Raw genomic sequence first — 17,839 nt, 5'->3', positions numbered from 1 at the left:
ATGACCGACGAGACGCCATCCGATAGCAAGCTGACGCGCTCGAAGGAGAAGTGGGCGCGCGAAGGCCGGTTCCTCACCGGCAAGATCACGCGGCCGGAAGATCAGCGCCTGCCGCCCGGTCAGCACCTCACCAAGGACTGGCCGGTGCTCGATCTGGGCGTCGTACCGCCGGTCTCGCGCGAGCGCTGGCGGCTCGACGTCTACGGCGCGATCGAAACTCCCGTGTTCTGGACCTTCGACGAGTTCATTGCACAGAAGCAGGAGCGGTTCACCTCCGATATCCACTGCGTGACGACCTGGTCGCGCTACGACAATGAATGGGAAGGGCTCGCGACGCGGGAGCTGCTTGCGGCCTGCCAGCCGCGCGAGGATGCGCGCTTCGTCGTGCTGCATTCTTATGACGGCTACACCACGAATCTCGCGCTGGAAGACTTCGCCGCCGAGGACGCGCTGCTCGCCCATAGCTGGTCGGGCCAGCCCCTGAGCGAGGAGCATGGCGGCCCGGTGCGGGTGGTGGTGCCGCATCTGTATTTCTGGAAGAGCGCCAAATGGCTCCAGGCCATCGAATTCCTGACCGAGGACGCGCCGGGCTTCTGGGAAGTCCGCGGCTATCATAACCGCGGCGATCCCTGGGCCGAACAGCGCTATTCGGGCGATTAGGTTCAAGCAAGGACGGGGGAAGCCCATGCCGACGGACCGCTTTCAATTCACCGGAGGAGGTGGCCATCAGCTCTCGGCCGCGCTGGAGCTGCCTGACGGCGAGGCCGCGGCGTTCGCGCTGTTCGCGCATTGCTTCACCTGCGGCAAGGACGCGCTGGCGGCCAAGCGCATTGCGGTCGCGCTCGCCGCCAAAGGCATTGCGGTGCTACGGTTCGACTTCACCGGGCTCGGCTCCAGCGAGGGCGACTTCGCCAATTCGACGTTCTCCTCCAACGTCGCCGATCTCGTGCGCGCGGCCGATCATCTGCGTAGCATCCGCAAGGCACCGTCCATCCTGATCGGCCACAGCCTCGGCGGTGCCGCGATCCTCGCGGCAGCAGGACAGATCCCCGAAGCCAAGGCGGTTGTTTCCATCGCGGCGCCGTCCGATCCCGCCCACGTCACCGGTCTGTTCAAGGAGCATATCGACAAGATCCGCACCGAGGGCGAGGTCGAAGTCTCGCTCGCGGGACGTCCGTTCCGGATCAGGCGTGAATTCCTCGACGACATCGCCGAGCACGAGCTGATGAAGGACGTCACCGGCCTGCACAAGGCGCTGCTGGTGATGCATTCGCCTGTCGACGACACCGTCGGCATCGACAATGCGACGAAGATCTTCGTTGCGGCGAAGCATCCCAAGAGCTTCATCTCGCTCGATCATGCCGATCATCTGCTGACGAAGCCTGCCGACGCGCTTTACGCGGCCGACGTGATCGCGGCCTGGGCGAGCCGTTACATTGACGCAGCAAAGCCCGCAAAAGCGATGGATCTACCCGAGGGTCCGCGAAAGGTCGTGGTGCAGGAGACCCGCAAGAGCAAGTTCAACCAGATCATCACCGTCGGCCCGCATCATCTGGTGGCCGACGAGCCGGTCGCGGCCGGCGGCGCCGATGCGGGGCCCGGCCCGTATGACTTCCTGCTCGCCGGCCTCGGCGCCTGTACTTCCATGACCATGCGCCTCTATGCCGACCGCAAGTCACTGCCGCTTGAGCGCGTGACCGTCACGCTGAAGCATTCCAAGATCTACGCAAAAGACTGCGAAGAATGCGAGACCCGCGACGGCATGCTCGACCAGATCGAGCGCGACATCACGATGGACGGCGCCCTCGATGCCGAGCAACGCAAGAAGCTGATGGAGATCGCCGACAAGTGCCCGGTGCACCGGACGCTGACGTCGGAGATCCGCATCGTGACGAAGGCGGTGGAGTAGCCTCAAGCCGCCGGCGAGCCCGCCTCTCTTGTCGGCTTGAGAGGATGCACCCGCAGCGCACCGCGCAGGCCCGCCGCGGTGCCGAGCAGGATGCCGGCGAGCGCCACGAACGAGCCAAGCGCGAGCGTCGATACGCCCGTGAGCCCCTGCCCGATCGAGCAGCCGAACGCCATCACGCCGCCGACGCCCATCAGCGCCGCGCCGCTGCCTGAGCGCAGCATGTGACGCGGTGAGGAATAGCCTTCGAGCTTGAACCGGCCCGTAGCGAGCGCCGTCACCAGACTGCCGGCGAAGACGCCGGCCACCGTCGCGATGCCGAAATTCAGCGTCAGACCGGTCGAGAGCATGGCGTATTGGAGAGTATCCGCGATCGGCGCAATGAAGGTGAGCGAGGTCACCGGGACGGGGTTGAAGTCGTCAGCGCCGAGACAGCCGGTGACGTACCAGCCGCCGGCGACGAGCAGGCCCACGACGACACCTGCCGCGATCTGACCCGGCGAACGACGAAATGCTGGGTGCGCGAAGGCGAACAGCATCAGCGCGATGACCGTCGCGGCGGCGGCAAGCGTGCGCGAAAGCGATTCCGTGAGACCGAGCATCACCAGCACCGACGGCAGCGAATTTGCGCTGACGGTCATTTGCGAGGCCTGGACCAGCGCGATACGCGCCGGCGCGATCAAGCCCTTCAGCATCATCTGCGCGGCAATGGCGAGCACGATCACGACGACGAAGGAGCGGAGATTGCCGCGGCCGAGCAGGACCAGCGCCCGCGAGCCACAGCCGTTCGACAGCACCATGCCGTAGCCGAACAGCAGGCCGCCGAGGAAGAGCACAGGGACTGAGAACGACTGCTGCAGGTAGATCGACTTGCCGAGATCGACCACGCCGTTGCCGGCAAGGAACTGGCTCGCAGCGATCGCAACGGCGATCGCCAGCGCATAGCTCCGCACCAGCCGCCCGTCTCCCTCCGCCAGAAGGCCGCGCATGCTGCTCATCAGGCAGAAACCGCTGAGCAAGCCGACAGCGCCGTACACAAGCCCGATGACGAGACCGGCGAGGATGACGATCTGGGTAACTTCCATCGGCTGATCTCAAACCTCTCGACACTCTGCGTCATTGCGAGCGCAGCGAAGCAATCCAGCCTGTCTCCGCGGATGCTTTTCTGGATTGCTTCGCTGCGCTCGCAATGACGGTGGGTTACGGCTTCAGGATGACCCGGTCGCGCGAGGAGCCGGCGACGGCGACATAGGCCTCCTTGGCGCGCTCGAGCGGATAGACGGCGCTCGCCTTGATCAGGAAAGGCTTCAGATGTCCGCTCGCAAAGCCCGGACCAAGATCTCGGAGCACCGCGCCCGTGGCGGCCGACGACAGGCCGAGCGTGTCGATGCCGACATAGGTGTGCTGGCCGCGATAGAATTCGAGAATGTTGAACTGCACGATTCGGTCGACCGCGGCGATCAGGATCTGGCGGCCGCGCAACGCAAGCGATTTGTGCGCGGCCTGGAAGTAGGGATCGCCGACGGTGTTGAAGACGATGTCGGCGCCCTTCCCGCCGGTCAATTCGCGCACGCGCGTGGCAACGTCAATGGCAGAGGCGTCGATCACCTCGACCGGCGCGTTGCTATGCCCCTCATAGGCCTCCGCCTTGCGCACCACGCCGATGACGCGCGCGCCCTGCCAGGTCGCGATCTGCACTGCGGCCTGGCCGACCTTGCCATTGACGCCCATCACCAGCACGGTCTCGCCGCTCTTCGGCACGCCTGCGCGGCGAAAGCCTTCCATCGCGGTGACGAAGGGCACGCCGATGCCGGCGGCCTCCTCCCAGGACACCGTCTTGGGCTTCTCGACCACGGCGTCGGCCTCGACGACGAGATGGCTGGCATGGGTGCCGTCGCGGCGGATGCCAAGATCGCCGGACGAGCCGAACACCTCGCGCCCGACCGTGCCGGCTGGCCCCTCGATCACCACGCCCGCGTAGTCGCGGCCGGGAGTCCGGGGAAACACGGCATACGGCATCAGCCCGGTCGCGGCCTTGACGTCGGACGGATTGACGGCCGCGGCTTTCACCTCGATCAGCAGATCGTTCGGACCGCGCTTGAGTGTCAGGCGCTCCACGACTGGCGCAAGCGCGGCAGCGTTTTCAGCCTTTGAGGCAAGGCGCACACAGCGCGCTTCGACGGATTTGGCATCGGCTGGCGACATGAAAAGACCCGCGATTTCTCGCGGGCCTTGTCGCCTCTGGGCGCGGTCAAGTCAATCCTTGGGGCGCTTGTCGTAGAGCCGCCTGGCCTTGCCGAGCGAGCGTTCCAGCGTGGCGGGCGCGACCACCTGCACCCTGGAGCTGATCCCGATCGTGTTCTTGATGTGGGTCGAGATCCGGTCGGCATGGTCGAGCAGACCACGGCCGTCCCAGCTTTCGGGCCGCGCCTCCGCGATGATCGTCAGCTCGTCCATGCGGCCTTCGCGAGTCAGTTCCAGGATGAAGTGCCCGCCGCACCAGTCGGTCGCGAGCAACACCTCCTCGATCTGGGTCGGGAACAGGTTGACGCCGCGCAGGATGATCATGTCGTCCGAGCGCCCCGTCACCTTCTCCATCCGCCGCATGCCGGGCCGCGCCGTGCCCGGCAGCAGTCGCGTCAAATCGCGGGTGCGATAGCGGATCACCGGAAAGGCTTCCTTGGTGAGCGAGGTGAACACCAGCTCGCCCTTTTCCCCATCCGGCAGCACCGCGCCGGTCTCGGGGTCGATCACCTCGGGGTAGAAATGGTCCTCCCAGATGTGCAGGCCGTCCTTGGTCTCGATGCATTCCTGCGCGACGCCGGGGCCGATCACCTCGGAGAGACCGTAGATGTCGGTCGCGTCCATGTCGAACGCGTCCTCGATCTCGCCGCGCATGGCGTTGGTCCAGGGCTCGGCGCCGAAGATGCCAACCTTGAGCGAGCACTGGCGCGGATCGAGCTTCTGGCGCTTGAACTCGTCGAGGATCGCCAGCATATAACTCGGCGTCACCGTGATGATGTCGGGCCGGAAGTCGTTGATGAGCTGCACCTGCCGCTCGGTCATGCCGCCGGAGATCGGCACCACGGTGCAGCCGAGCTTCTCGGCGCCGTAGTGCACTCCCAATCCGCCGGTAAAGAGGCCGTAGCCATAGGCATTGTGGATGATCATGCCGGTGCGGCCGCCAGCGGCGCGGATCGAGCGCGCCATCACCTCCGACCATGTATCGATGTCACGCTGGGTATAACCGACCACGATGGGCTTGCCCGTGGTGCCGGACGAGGCATGCACGCGCACGAGCTTTTCGCGCGGCACGGCGAACATGTCGAAGGGATAGTTGTCGCGCAGATCGGTCTTCACCGTGAACGGAAACTTTGCGAGATCGGACAGCTCACGAAAGTCGGACGGATGCACGCCGGCCTTGTCGAAGGCCTTGCGATAATGCGCGACGTTGTCGAAGGCGTGCTTCAGCGACCAGGCCAGCCGCTGCTTCTGCAGCGCCATGATCTCATCGCGCGAGGCGCGCTCATGTGCGTCCATCTCGGCGCTATAGCTACTGGCACCTTCCTTGAGCCTCGTCAGAGCCATCCTCGTTTCCCCACATTGGTTTGTTCTTTTTTCTATGGTCTTATTGATCCTGCGCCGGCAGCCACGTGCCGGGAATGACGCGCGAATGTCCGCGGAATTCCGCGATGACGGTGTCGCCCGCGGTCACACGCACGTCGTAGATGCCGGAGCGGCCGCCGCGAGTGATCTCCCGCGCCGTCGCAACGAGACGGTCGCCGAGCTTGCCCGGCTTGATGAAGGTGATCTGTCCCTGCGCCGCGACAACGCGCTCGTTGTGCGAGTTGCAGGCGAACGCGAAGGCGGAATCGGCGAGGGTGAAGATGAAGCCGCCATGGGCGATGCGCTGGCCGTTGACCATGTCCGGCCGCACGGTCATCGCAAGCGTTGCCAAGCCCGGGCCGATCTCGACGATCTCCATCCCGAGACCCTTGGACGCATCGTCCTCCGCCCACATCGCGTCAGCGCAGGCGCGGGCAATATCCTCAGGCGACAGGGCGGCTTTGACGTTCACGCGCTTCTCCGGGCCAGATGCTCGCACATGATGTTCTGCTGGTTGGCTCAAGCTGTCAAATAATGCGACGCATTTGCATTCATGGGGTCTGATCTGCCCGATCAGACATGGTCATAATCGACCACGACACGCTCCGACGATGGCTTTGCCTGGCAGGTCAGGACGAAGCCGGCCTTCAGCTCCCACGGTTCCAGCGAATAGTTGATGTCCATCGGCGCCTCGCCCTCGACCAGCTTCGCGCGGCAGGTCGAGCACATGCCGCCCTTGCAGGCGAAGGGCAGATCGACCCCGGCGCGCAGCGCGGCATCGAGGATCGCCTCATCCTCTGCGACCGGCACGTCGCGCCGCTTGCCGTCGATGATCAGCGACGCGACCGCCTTCGGCGGCGCATCCGGCGCAACGGCTTTCTTCGGCCTCGGCTTTCCGCCGAATTCGGAGACGAAGCGCTCGACGTGGATGCGTTCGTCCGCGATGCCGAGATCGCGGCAGGTCGCCTCGATCTCTTCGCTCATGCCAAGCGGGCCGCAGATAAAGACGTGATCGACGCTCCCGGCCGGCACCAGCGAGCGCAGCAGCACCCTCACCTTGTCGCCGTCGAACCGGCCATGCAGGATCGGGATGTCCTGCTCTTCGCCGGAGATGACGTGGAAGAGCGAGAGGCGATCGATGAAGCGATCCTTCAGCTCCTCGAGCGCTTCGAGGAACATGATGTTGTCGGTGGTGCGATTGCCGTAGAACAGGAAGAAGCGGCTGTCCGGCTCGCGGGCAAGCACGCCCTTCACGATCGACAGGATCGGCGTGATGCCGGAGCCGGCGGCAAAGCCGACATGGATGCGCGCGCGATCTGCCGGCGGGACCACGCCGAAGCGGCCGGTCGGCGTCATCACGTCGAGCTCATCGCCGCATTTCAGCTCGTCCGCCGCCCAGGTCGAGAACGCGCCGCCATCGACTTTCTTTACGGCGATGCGGATCTCGCCGTCGTCGGGACCGGAGCAGATCGAATAGGAGCGGCGCACCTCTTCGCCATCCAGCATCGTGCGGAGCGTGAGATACTGGCCGGGCGTGAAGGCGTAATCGCCGGCGAGTTCGCCGGGAATGGCGAAGGTCATCGAGACGGCGTCGAACGCCTCCCGCCGGAGATCGTTGACGGCAAGGCGATGGAAGCGCGGTGCGGCTGCTGACATCAGAAATACCCCAGCCTGGTCTCACCGCCGTCATTGCGAGGAGCCCTTGCGACGAAGCAATCCAGACTGCTTCCGCGGACGGATTCTGGATTGCTTCGCTTCGCTCGCAATGACGATGGAGTTGGCATCGTGATCCTCAATGACACTTGAAATAGTCAAAAGGTTCGCGGCAGGACTTGCAGCGCCACAGCGCCTTGCAGGAGGTCGAGCCGAATTCGGAGAGCAGCTCGGTGTTCTCAGAGCCGCATTGCGGGCAGGCCACGGCCTGCCCGCCGAACAGCGCGCGGCGCGAGCTCGACGCTTGCGGCGGCGCAATGCCGTAGGCGCGCAGCTTGCGGCGGCCCTCCTCGCTCATCCAGTCCGTCGTCCAGGCCGGTGACAGCACGGTGCGCACCTTGGGATGACGAAAGCCGGCGCGTTCCAGCGCGATCTCGATTTCGAGCGCGATCATGTTCATGGCGGGACAGCCCGAATAGGTCGGCGTGATCGCGACCTCGACATGATCGCCGTCGAGCGCAATCTCGCGCAGCACGCCGAGATCGGCGATGGTCAGCACCGGGATTTCGGGGTCGACCACGCTTGCCGCAGCGTCCCAGGCCCGCCGGCGCAGCTCGCTGTCGCGCTCCAGCACGCTCACCATGTCAACCCCGGGAAGGTGCGCTGCATCGATTGCAGTTCGGACAGGAGGTGGCCGAGATGTTCGCTGTGCCGGCCGGACCGGCCACCCTGCTGCATCCAGTCGTTCCGGGGCAGCTCGAGTGTGGCTTCGCCGACGACGTCGGACAGCGTCGTCAACCAACGACCGCGCAAGCTCGCAGGATCAATGGCGATGCCGGCCTGGATCAGGGCGCGCTCGCCGTCGTCGACCGAGAACATCTCGCCGGTGAAGGCCCAGAGATGATCGATCGCTGCTTGCGCCCGTCGACGGCTTTCGTCCGTGCCGTCCCCGAGCCTGATGATCCATTCCGAGGCGTGGCGCAGGTGATATGCGCTCTCCTTCTCCGACTTGGCGGCAATGGCGGCAAGCGTCGTATCGCGCGAGCTCATCATGGCACGCCAGTAAAGGTCGGCGAAGGCGGAATAGAAGAATTGCCTCACCAGCGTCTGGGCGAAGTCGCCATTCGGCTGCTCGACCAGCAGCAGATTGCGGTACTGCCTGACGTCACGCAAGTAAGCGAGCTTATCCTCGTCATTGTCCTTGCCTTCGACCTTCGCGGCGTAGGTGTAGAGCTCGCGTGCCTGACCAATGAGGTCGAGCGCGATGTTGGAGAGTGCCATGTCCTCTTCCAGCATCGGCGCGTGCCCGCACCATTCCGACAGCCGGTGGCCGAGGATCAGCGCATCGTCGGCGCGGCGCAGCGCATGGAGCACCAGCGGTGTTTCGGAGATCTGGATGTTGGCGACGGCCATCACATGTGCCCCACTTCTTCCGGCACCTCGTAGAACGTCGGATGCCGGTAGATCTTCGATTCCGCCGGCTCGAACATCATGCCCTTCTCGGCGGGATCGCTCGCGGTGATCGCGCTTGACGGCACGACCCAGATCGACAGGCCCTCGCCGCGGCGGGTGTAGATGTCGCGGGCGGCTTGCAGCGCCATCGTCGCGTCGCTGGCATGCAGCGATCCCACATGCTTGTGCGCAAGCCCGTTGCGGCTGCGAATGAAGACCTCCCACAGCGGGGTGTTCGGCGTGGCCATCTTGATCTCCCTATTCGGCAGCCTGCGAGGTCTGACGCCGCGCGCGCTTGGCGGCATAGGCGGCTGCCGCCTCGCGCACCCAGGCGCCGTCCTCGTGCGCCTTGCGGCGCGCCGCCATGCGGTCGCGGTTGCAGGGGCCATTGCCGGCGAGCACCTGCTTGAATTCGGTCCAGTCGATCTCGCTGTAGCGCCAGTGTCCGTCCGCATCCTGCGTCATGCCGGGATCGGGAATGGTAAGGCCGAGATATTGCGCCTGCGGTACGGTGGCATCGACGAACTTCTGGCGCAGCTCGTCATTCGAGAAGCGCTTGATCTTCCACCTGGTCGAAGTGTCGCTGTGCTGGCTCGCGACATCCGGCGGGCCGAACATCATCAGCACCGGCCACCACCAGCGGTTCAGCGCGTCCTGCGCCATCGCCTTCTGCTCGTCGGAGCCGCGGCACAGCGTCACCATGATTTCGTAGCCCTGGCGCTGATGGAACGACTCCTCCTTGCAGACACGGATCATCGCGCGCGCATAGGGACCATAGGAGCAGCGGCACAGCGGGATCTGGTTCATGATCGCCGCGCCGTCGACCAGCCAGCCGATCGTGCCGATGTCGGCCCAGGTCAGCGTCGGATAATTGAAGATCGAGGAATATTTCGCCTTGCCCGCGAGCATCGCGTCGACCAGCTCCTCGCGCGAGGTGCCGAGCGTCTCGGCCGCCGCGTAAAGATAGAGCCCGTGGCCGCACTCGTCCTGCACCTTGGCGAGCAGCGCGGCCTTGCGGCGCAACGTCGGCGCACGGGTGATCCAGTTGCCTTCGGGCAGCATGCCGACGATCTCGGAATGCGCGTGCTGGGAGATCTGGCGGGTGAGCGTCTTGCGGTAGGCCGCCGGCATCCAGTCGTTTGGCTCGATGCGTTCCTCGGCATCGATGCGGGCCTGGAACTGCGCAGCCTTCGCCGCGTCCTCGAGACCGCGATCGTCGGTCTCGGCCGTGTTCAGCGCCTGGGTATACATGCGCATCCTCCCGATTTATTGGGAGATAATATATAACAGAAATTACATCATGCAAGATATTTCTGTAACATAACAATCAGGAATCGAACCTCCGTTCCAGGAGCTTCCGGGCCGCCGGTAACGGCCCCTTCTCGTTGATTCCATGGCCGTCGAGCCATTGTTCCGATGCAGCGAGGAGCGCGCGATAGATCTCGCCGCAGAGCGCGCGGGCCGCCCTTCCCGGCCAATCCGCGGGCAACAGGCCTTCGGGCAGCAGCGGGTCGCGCAGCACGACACGGCGATAGTAGTGGATCAACAGGATCCGCGCGGTGAAGGCTTCGGCCTCGGACAATTCAGTACCGCGCGCGATCGCGGCGCGGAGCGGCTCGAACGTCTTCATGAATTTCAGATAGGCATCCGCGGTGCGATCGAGCGGCCAGCTCGCGCTGAGCAGGCGACGCCCGCTGTCATCCTCAGCCGAGACTTCGAGACGGATGGCGCCCGCAGCCTCGTCCGGCACCGGCACGCCCGACGGCGCGACCCAGACGCCCGGCAGCGGACTGCCGAAGCCGGCATTGCGCAGCGCCTCGCGCGAGGCGTCGCGGTCCTCGCCATTGCCGATCAGCAGCAGCTCGAAACGGCCGGTCCAGTCCGATGGCGGCGGATCGTAGATGTGGCGCGTGGCAGCTTCAAAGGTCTGCCTGCCCTTGTCGGCCAGGCGATAGAAACTGTTTCGCCCGACCTTTTCGCGCGTCAGCCAGCCGTCGGCAGCAAGCCGCGACATCGCGGTGCGGACCACGCCGCTGTCGATATCCAGGCTCTCGAAGAATTCCAGCAGCGTCCCCAGCCACACCGAGCCGCCGCGCGGCACGATGGCATCGCCGAACACGGTGATGACGATGGAGCCGGTGCGCGAGGGCTCGCGCTTGAGCTGGTCGATGATGCGGGAAAGCGGATGCGCCATGCGCGAGGCATAGCGCGTTTGGCGTGGCTGCGACAATGGACGGAAGCGACTCGCCTCTTCCATTCTCGTGCGGGACGAAGTGGAGAACGAGCTACCTATGCGGATCGGGATACGTCAGGCTGCGCCAGCCGCTGCGATCGAACGGGAGCCACTGGCCCTCCTTCTGCGCGAGCCGCTCGGCCACGGCATAGACGACGGCAGGATGATGGCCCATGCCGCAATGGCTGCTCTCCACCTCGATGCTCTCGGTCTGTGCGCCCGGTTTCTCCATGCAGCCTTGCCAGGCGCAGACACCGTCGGTGCGGCTGAAGATAGCGGTGGTCGGCACCGGCGGCGGAGCGGCAAGCTCTCCCCCGAAACGCGGATCGACCTCATCGGCCTTGTGCCCGCTGGCCCATTCGTAGACGCGCCAGGCGTTGGTCGAGCGCGGATCGCCGGCGAAGGGACTGCCGAGCGTGATCACCTGCCGCACGCGCTCCGGCATCATCTTGGCGAGCTGGCGGGCATAGAGACCGCCGAGACTCCAGCCGACCAGGCTGATCTTGCGCGCGTGTTTGTCGCTGAGCTCCCGGACCAGATCGACCATGGCGTCCTGCACGCCTTCGCGCAGGCCATAATTGCGTCCTTGGCGCCAGCCGCTCACCGCATAACCCTTGCTGGTCAGAAACGTGCGCAGCGCACGCGTGGACACGTCGGAGGCCACGAGGCCGGGGAGCACCAGCACCGGATGCCCATCACCGCGTGGCGCAAGGCTCAGGAGCGGCAGCGCGCCGAGGAATGCGCCGAACTCGTGAAGCGCGCGCCCCTCCAGAAACATCAGGGTACGGGACGGCGGACTCAGCGGCTGGGCGGTAGCGGTCATCGATGTTTCCCCTGGAAAGACTTCCTGGAAAGGACGCCGGCGGCGAAGCCGGCAAATTGGCATGAATTCCAATGCACCGGCTTCTCGAACGTTCCGCAGCGCAACATGAATCAGCTAGGCGGCCGGTTCCTGACATTCAAGCGGGAGAGATGCGCGGCGGCAATAGGCCCGCGCGGTAATGCTTACGGCCGTGACGCGAAAGTCACAGCAATCGAAGCAGGAATTCTGCGGAGTAAAGCACGAGCCCGGCGAGCCCGCCGATCAGCGAACCGTTGAAGCGGATGTATTGCAGGTCGCGCCCGATGTTGATTTCGATCAGCGTAATCAGCTGCGTCATATTCCACGCCTTGACCTGATCGGAGATGAAGGTGGAGACGCCCTTCTTCTGGTCGGCAACGAAGCTGCGCAGCACCCTCACCAGGCCCTTGTTGATCTCGCCGCGTAGTTCGGCATCGCCGGCGAGCGCCTCGCCGGCCGCGACGAACATGCCGGCGAGATGATGCTGCAGCACCTGCGTCTCGCCGCTCGCGCTGCGCTCAATGAAGGAGCGCGTGTTGGCCCAGACGGTGCGGGCGAGTTCGGCAAGCTCGGGACGCGCGAGCAGATCGCGTTTCAAGCCGTCGATGCGATCGACATAGGCCTGATCGGTGCCGAGCCGATCGACGAAGCTCAGCACCATGCGATCGAACTCGCCGCGGAATGGATGCTTGGGATCGCTGCGCACCTCGTTGAAGAAAGCGGTGGCTGAGGCCACGATCTTGTTCACCAGAAACTTGTCGGCGCGATAGAGCCTGAGCAGGGTCGGCAACTCCGCGCGCACCTTCTCGCGGATCATCGCCATCGTTTCCTTCTGGTTCAGCGTGTCGTGCATCACACGCAGGAGATCGTCGAACAGGATCTGGTGCCGTCCCTCCGCGACGAAGCCGCGCAGCGTGCCGGCCGCGAGCGGCGCCAGATCGATCGCCTGGAGCTGCGATGACATGCGGCGGATGACGAAGCTCATCAGACCGGAGCTTTCGGTGGCGGAAACGGCCTCCGGGAGCAGGCGCAGCGCGAACCGCGCCAGATCATCGCTGCGCTTGCGGTTGCGCAGCCAGTCCGCAACGAAGGAGCCGAAATCGATCTCATTCAGCTTGGCCTCGACGGGGCCGGCCTCGAGGAAATGCACCTGGATGAATTCGCCGAGCTTGTCGGCGATACGGGCCTGATTGCTCTGGATGATCGCCGTGTGCGGGATCGGCAGGCCGAGCGGCCGCTTGAACAGCGCGACCACCGCATACCAATCGGCGAGACCACCGATGGTCGCCGCTTCCGCGAAGGCTGCAACGAAGCCGAACACGGGATGCACCGGGAGAAGCCATTTCGCGACGATGAAGAGCAGAAGCGTCGAGGCCAGCACCAGCGTCGCCAGGGCTTTCACGCGGCGCAGTTCGGCCGCGCGTTCGGCATCGCCGGGGGTATCGAAGGAGAAGGTGGCGGGTGGAGTCATGACCGTTTGAGAGTACGTCATTCCGGGGCGGTCCGCAGGACCGAACTATGGTGCGCAATTGCGCACCTGAGAATCTCGAGATTTCGGATTCGATGCTTCGCATTGCCCCGGAATGACGGTTGAGGCGACGAAGCCGACAAACAAAAGGCCCGCCGAAGCGGGCCTCAAATTCAGTTTCGACTCAGGCGCCAAATCAGGCGGTCTTGTTGTAGACCTTGGCGAAATTGTCCTGAGCGGACTTCGCGCCGTTGGCGGCGAGGTTGCCGAAATAGTCGGCGGTCGCCTTTGCACGCGAGACGAACACTTCGCCGCGGGCACGGAGCAGGCTCGACTGGATCTCGACGGCTTCGCTGATCGATTTTGCCGACGCCAGCTTGTCGATGCCCGAGAAGAACGCCTCGGCGTCCTCGTAGATCGCGTGCTGGATGTTGCGGCTGATCTTGCCGGCCTCGGCGACGGATTCGGCCACTGCGTTCTCGACAGCGGCGGTCACCCGCTCGGAGCCGGCGAAGGCCTCCGCGGCACGGTCCTTGGCAGTGTTGGCAGTCTTCTTGACGAATTCGCGGGCGGCCTCGGGAACTTCCAGATTCTGGATGTTCTTGAAAGCGTCCTTGAAGCCCTCGAACGCGGTGTTGGTTTCAGTGGTCATGGGGTTCTCTCCATCCTCATTGATCTGAGCTATGGGCTCACCCCGTCCTCATTGGCCCGGGGCAGCCATCTGTATGGCATAGTTAATTGTGCGATGCAACATTCATATTGCGTCGCACCATCACAAAAGTGTGACAAGCCTCGGCAAAAGGCATCATGATGCCTCTTTAGCCAACAGGTCCGATGATCCGCTCGATTTGGACGGAATGCTGAGCGGGCGCTTCTAGTGCTGGACTGCGCCCGGCACCCCATAAGCCTCCATCTGGGCCTGGACCTGCGCGATGTTGTGACCGAGCACGACGATGTCGTGGGTCTTGCCGTCAACATCCCGGACATGGTCGCGCAGCAGCGCCTCGGCCTTGAAGCCGAGGCTTTCGAACAGCGCGATCGCCGCCTGCTGATCGACGGTCATCTGGACCGAGAGCTTCTCCAGGCCGGCGCCGAGCGCGAGCGCAAAGGTCTCCTGCGAGAGCGCCTTGCCCACTCCCCTGCCGCGGACATCGGGCGAGACCACCATCCGGATCTCGCCGACATGCGGCGACCAGGAATGCGGATCGCGCACCAGCGTGCCGCAACCGACCACCCTGCCCTCTCTCACCGCGAGCAGGCTCTGGATCGCGCCGCGCTCGATCTCCTTGACCCATGCCGACAGGACCTTCGGCTCGCTGATGTTGCGGGGGAGGAACAGCAGATCGTGGGTCGGCAGGCCCTTGCCGAAGGCCAGCACGGCGGCCTCGTCCGCAGGCGACATCAAGCGGATCTCGATGTCGCCGGCCTCGGTCTCGACCTGACGCGGGTAGGAACGCTGCTCACTCATGTCGATCTCTTTCCCAGCCAGGAATCCAGTTTCGGCCATAGCCGCTTCACGGCGTTGGCGCCCGCGACGAGAGAGACGTGACCACCCTTCAGGATCACCTCCTCCTTATCCGTCGAGCCGACCTTGGCGATCAGATGCTTGGCGGCCTCATACGGCACGATGTGGTCGTGCTCGGCGACCGCATGCAGGATCGGCACCGTGATATCGTCCAGCCGCGCCGCCCGGCCGCCAACCGACATGGTGTCGTTGAACAGCTTGTTGTCCCACATCAGGTCCTTGGTGATGGCGCGGAAATACTCGCCCGCCAGCGGCAGCGTGTCGGTCGCCCAGCGGTCGAACATGCGGTAGGACTTGACGAACTCGTCGTTCCAGATGTTCTCCCAAAGCTGGATCTGGCTCGCCGTGCGCGAGGCGGGGCGCAGCATCTCGAATGAGGACAGGATCATCTCCGGCGGCACGTTTCCCACGCTGTCGACGAGACGATCGACGTCGAAATAGCGGCGGTCGGAGAAATTCGAGAACAACTTCATCTCGCGGAAGTCGATCGGCGTGGTGAAGCAGATCAAATTCTTCATCGGCCCGTCCTTGTGGATCGAACCGTAGAGCAGCGACAGCACGCCGCCGAAGCAATAGCCGATGACCGAGACGTCCTGCTCTCCGGAATCGGCCTGCACGCGGCGGATGCAATCGGGAATGAAATCGAGGACATAGTCCTCCATGCGCAGGTTTCTTTCCTCAGGCCGCGGCGCGCTCCAGTCCAGCATGTAGACGTCGTAGCCGCGCCTCAGCAGGAACTCGATGAAGCTCTGGCCGGGCACGAGGTCGAGGATGTAGCCGCGGTTGGTCGTCGCCATCACGATCAGCACCGGCACGCGGTAGATCTCGTCCGACATCGGCCGATAGTGGTAGAGGCTCATGGTTCCGCGCGAATGCAGCACGTCCTTCGGTGTCGAGCCGAGCGAAGGGCCCGAGGTCGAGAAATACTCGACGCCCTTGATGCTGCGCTGGATCGCGCGCTGCACCTCGGACTGGATGCGCTCCGGGATGGACGCGAAATCGAGTCCCGTCGGCGCGTTCATTTTTGCTCTCCGCCTTCGGACGGCGGACGTTTCGTCCGCGGCGGACGCGGAGCGGCGCCGCCCTGCTGCGCACCCGAACTGGCCGACATCTGGCTCAGCATCGACTTGATCTCGCCGAGTTGGCCTTCAATCGACTGAAGCCGCTCCGCGATACCGGTCATCTGCTCGCGGCTCGGCAGGTTCATGGAGAGCAGGTATTTCTCCATGAGATCGCCAAATTGCTTCTGAGCACCTGCAGCAACGCCGCCGGCGCGGTTCACGGCTTGCGAGAACTCGGGCGTCTCCATCGCCTTGGTCGCGAAAGAGTTGAAACCCTTCTCCATCTCGCCGACCATCTTCTGCCACAAGGCGACCGGATCGGTGATCTTGTCGGTCATCAGCGTCCTCCCATGTAGAGGGCTTTGCACCCTTCTTTTCTCGCCATACCACACCGTCGCGAGATGCCGGTCAACCGGCAAGCAGCGGGCGCGGTGTCGCGCTCGCGGCTTCTTCGCGGAACGAAACCGTGCGATACAGCATCGACCAGCAGGAGGGACCGCGCCCGTGACCGCCCATCAGCCGCCCCACACCGTCCGCGCCAATGGCATCGACATCTGCTACGAGATTTTCGGCAACGACAATGCCGAGCCGTTGCTGCTGATCATGGGGCTCGGGGCGCAGATGATCCATTGGGACGATGCGTTCTGCGAGCAGCTCGCCGCGCGCGGCTTCCGCGTCATCCGCTTCGACAACAGGGACATCGGCAAGTCGAGCCATCTCACGGGCGGCAAGCGCCTGACCCCGCTCGAGCTGCTGAAGCTGCGTTTCCTCAGGATTCCCGTGGCCGCAACCTACAAGCTGATCGACATGGCCAAGGACACGGTCGGCTTGATGGACGCACTCGGCATCAAGTCGGCGCATCTGGTCGGCGCCTCCATGGGCGGCATGATCGCACAGGAGGTGGCGCTGTCGTTTCCGCACCGCGTGCGTTCGCTGACATCGATCATGTCGACCACGGGTAATCCGCGTATACCGCCGCCGACCCGCGAGGCCGCCGCGATGCTGATGGCGCCGCCGCCACGCAGCAAGGAGGAGTTCATCGTCCGCTTCGGCCAGACCTGGAAGATTTTGCGCGCCGGTTCTTTTCCGGAAGAGGAAGCGCTCGACCTCGAACGTGCCGAGCGCGTGTTCGCGCGCGGGCTCAATCCGGCCGGCGTCGGCCGGCAACTCCGTGCCGTGCTGGCCTCCGGCAGCCGCAAGGAGCGCCTGCATAGCGTGAAGACGCCGACGCTGGTGATCCACGGCACGGTCGATCCGCTGGTCCACCCCGAAGGCGGCAAGGACACGGCGGCGTCAATCCCGAATGCCAAGCTGCTGATGATCGAACGCATGGGTCATGCCCTGCCGATGCGGTTCTGGGCCGAAATCATCGACGCCATCGACAAGCATGCGCACGGGGCGGCGGCGCAGGCGGCCTAGTTCTTCCGCGCGATCCAGATCACGTGGCGCGCGCCGCCACCTCTGCCGGTGGCGCGGATGTTGACCTCGTTGACGCCGAAGCCGGCAGTACGGAGCCGCTTGGTGAAGGCCGCGTTGGGGCCGGACGACCACACCGCCAGCACGCCGCCAGGCCGCAGCGCCGTCTTAGCCGCCTTCAACCCGCTCGCATCATAGAGGGCATCGTTGCCTTTCCGGGTCAGCCCTTCCGGCCCGTTATCGACGTCGAGGAGAATGGCATCGAATGCCGAGCGCTGCGCGCGGATAATCTCGCCGACGTCAGTTTCGCGGATGCTCACCCTGGCATCATCGAGACTGTCGCCGAAGACCTCCGCCATCGGACCTCGCGCCCAGGCCACGACCGCGGGCACGAGCTCGGCGACAACGATCTTCGCCTTGCTTCCGAGCACAGCGAGCGCCGCGCGCAGTGTAAACCCCATGCCGAGGCCACCAATGAGGATGACGGGTTTTGCGACTTGCTCGATCTGCCTTGCCGCGAGCGTCGCGAGCGCGGCCTCCGAGCCCGACAGGCGATTGTTCATCAGCTCGTTGCTGCCGAGCTTGATGGAAAACTCCTTGCCCCTCCGCATCAGGCGAAGTTCCTCGTCGGAGCCGGGGATTTTGGCGGTGTCGATCTTTTCCCAGGGAATCATGCCA

At 64.6% G+C, this 17,839-nt stretch carries 20 protein-coding genes; 3 read left to right on the top strand and 17 right to left on the bottom strand.

The window, feature by feature from the left end; all coding sequences use genetic code 11:
• On the top strand, window positions 1-660 hold the full coding sequence (locus tag FJV43_RS27995; protein WP_239622237.1) for a sulfite oxidase-like oxidoreductase: 660 nt from the start codon (window positions 1-3) through the stop codon (window positions 658-660).
• A 25-nt stretch (window positions 661-685) separates the two neighbouring features.
• Window positions 686-1,909 carry an alpha/beta fold hydrolase gene (locus FJV43_RS27990; RefSeq protein WP_239622236.1) on the top strand — a complete coding sequence of 408 codons (1,224 nt, stop codon included), beginning with the start codon at window positions 686-688 and terminating at the stop codon, window positions 1,907-1,909.
• A gap of 2 nt (window positions 1,910-1,911) precedes the next feature.
• On the opposite strand, the gene FJV43_RS27985 is transcribed toward FJV43_RS27990, so the two are convergent.
• From FJV43_RS27985 to FJV43_RS27910, 16 genes are all read right to left on the bottom strand, one after another.
• Window positions 1,912-2,991 carry a YeeE/YedE family protein gene (locus tag FJV43_RS27985; protein ID WP_239622235.1) on the bottom strand — a complete coding sequence of 360 codons (1,080 nt, stop codon included), beginning with the start codon at window positions 2,989-2,991 and terminating at the stop codon, window positions 1,912-1,914.
• Between the two features lie 115 nt (window positions 2,992-3,106).
• Entirely contained in the window at window positions 3,107-4,111 is a 1,005-nt protein-coding gene (locus FJV43_RS27980) for a zinc-binding alcohol dehydrogenase family protein (RefSeq protein ID WP_239622234.1), read from the bottom strand.
• A 51-nt stretch (window positions 4,112-4,162) separates the two neighbouring features.
• Window positions 4,163-5,494, bottom strand: coding sequence for a phenylacetate--CoA ligase PaaK (paaK, locus tag FJV43_RS27975; RefSeq protein ID WP_239622233.1), 1,332 nt, complete (start codon window positions 5,492-5,494; stop codon window positions 4,163-4,165).
• Between the two features lie 40 nt (window positions 5,495-5,534).
• Entirely contained in the window at window positions 5,535-5,984 is a 450-nt protein-coding gene (paaI, locus tag FJV43_RS27970; RefSeq protein ID WP_239622232.1) for a hydroxyphenylacetyl-CoA thioesterase PaaI, read from the bottom strand.
• Window positions 5,985-6,085: 101 nt separating this feature from the next.
• Window positions 6,086-7,168 carry a 1,2-phenylacetyl-CoA epoxidase subunit PaaE gene (gene paaE, locus FJV43_RS27965; RefSeq protein ID WP_239622231.1) on the bottom strand — a complete coding sequence of 361 codons (1,083 nt, stop codon included), beginning with the start codon at window positions 7,166-7,168 and terminating at the stop codon, window positions 6,086-6,088.
• Window positions 7,169-7,304: 136 nt separating this feature from the next.
• On the bottom strand, window positions 7,305-7,808 hold the full coding sequence (gene paaD / locus FJV43_RS27960; protein WP_239622230.1) for a 1,2-phenylacetyl-CoA epoxidase subunit PaaD: 504 nt from the start codon (window positions 7,806-7,808) through the stop codon (window positions 7,305-7,307).
• On the bottom strand, window positions 7,802-8,578 hold the full coding sequence (gene paaC / locus FJV43_RS27955) for a 1,2-phenylacetyl-CoA epoxidase subunit PaaC (protein WP_239622229.1): 777 nt from the start codon (window positions 8,576-8,578) through the stop codon (window positions 7,802-7,804). The genes paaD and paaC overlap by 7 nt, the downstream gene beginning before the upstream one ends.
• Window positions 8,578-8,865: a 1,2-phenylacetyl-CoA epoxidase subunit PaaB gene (paaB, locus tag FJV43_RS27950; protein WP_015687593.1), complete on the bottom strand. Its 288-nt coding sequence runs from the start codon at window positions 8,863-8,865 to the stop codon at window positions 8,578-8,580. The genes paaC and paaB overlap by 1 nt, the downstream gene beginning before the upstream one ends.
• 10 nt (window positions 8,866-8,875) lie before the next feature.
• On the bottom strand, window positions 8,876-9,868 hold the full coding sequence (gene paaA, locus FJV43_RS27945; protein WP_239622228.1) for a 1,2-phenylacetyl-CoA epoxidase subunit PaaA: 993 nt from the start codon (window positions 9,866-9,868) through the stop codon (window positions 8,876-8,878).
• A gap of 76 nt (window positions 9,869-9,944) precedes the next feature.
• Entirely contained in the window at window positions 9,945-10,811 is an 867-nt protein-coding gene (gene paaX / locus FJV43_RS27940) for a phenylacetic acid degradation operon negative regulatory protein PaaX (protein ID WP_239622227.1), read from the bottom strand.
• Between the two features lie 91 nt (window positions 10,812-10,902).
• Complete coding sequence (locus tag FJV43_RS27935) at window positions 10,903-11,673, bottom strand: alpha/beta hydrolase (RefSeq protein ID WP_239622226.1); 771 nt, start codon at window positions 11,671-11,673, stop codon at window positions 10,903-10,905.
• Window positions 11,674-11,875: 202 nt separating this feature from the next.
• The gene (locus FJV43_RS27930) at window positions 11,876-13,162 is read right to left on the bottom strand and encodes a DUF445 domain-containing protein (protein ID WP_239622225.1); all 1,287 of its coding nucleotides are present in this window, start codon (window positions 13,160-13,162) and stop codon (window positions 11,876-11,878) included.
• 193 nt (window positions 13,163-13,355) lie between these two features.
• Window positions 13,356-13,811, bottom strand: coding sequence for a phasin (locus tag FJV43_RS27925; RefSeq protein WP_239622224.1), 456 nt, complete (start codon window positions 13,809-13,811; stop codon window positions 13,356-13,358).
• A 222-nt stretch (window positions 13,812-14,033) separates the two neighbouring features.
• Window positions 14,034-14,627 (bottom strand): GNAT family N-acetyltransferase, encoded by a 594-nt coding sequence (locus tag FJV43_RS27920; RefSeq protein ID WP_239622223.1) that lies wholly within the window; start codon window positions 14,625-14,627, stop codon window positions 14,034-14,036.
• Window positions 14,624-15,706, bottom strand: coding sequence for an alpha/beta fold hydrolase (locus FJV43_RS27915; protein ID WP_239622222.1), 1,083 nt, complete (start codon window positions 15,704-15,706; stop codon window positions 14,624-14,626). The genes FJV43_RS27920 and FJV43_RS27915 overlap by 4 nt, the downstream gene beginning before the upstream one ends.
• A complete protein-coding gene (locus FJV43_RS27910; RefSeq protein ID WP_239622221.1) occupies window positions 15,703-16,083 on the bottom strand; it encodes a hypothetical protein in 381 nt (126 codons plus the stop codon). Before FJV43_RS27910 ends, FJV43_RS27915 begins: the two co-directional genes overlap by 4 nt.
• Window positions 16,084-16,249: 166 nt before the next feature.
• On the opposite strand from FJV43_RS27910, the gene FJV43_RS27905 reads away from it, so the two are divergent.
• The gene (locus FJV43_RS27905; RefSeq protein WP_239622220.1) at window positions 16,250-17,164 is read left to right on the top strand and encodes an alpha/beta hydrolase; all 915 of its coding nucleotides are present in this window, start codon (window positions 16,250-16,252) and stop codon (window positions 17,162-17,164) included.
• Here the strand turns inward: FJV43_RS27905 and FJV43_RS27900 are convergent.
• A complete protein-coding gene (locus FJV43_RS27900; protein WP_239622219.1) occupies window positions 17,161-17,835 on the bottom strand; it encodes a spermidine synthase in 675 nt (224 codons plus the stop codon). The genes FJV43_RS27905 and FJV43_RS27900 overlap by 4 nt on opposite strands.
• Window positions 17,836-17,839: the final 4 nt, after the last annotated feature.

It is taken from the genome of Bradyrhizobium sp. I71 (genome assembly GCF_022354745.1).
Taxonomy (GTDB): Bacteria; Pseudomonadota; Alphaproteobacteria; order Rhizobiales; family Xanthobacteraceae; genus Bradyrhizobium; species Bradyrhizobium liaoningense.
This window is presented reverse-complemented; position numbering and strand designations above follow the sequence as displayed.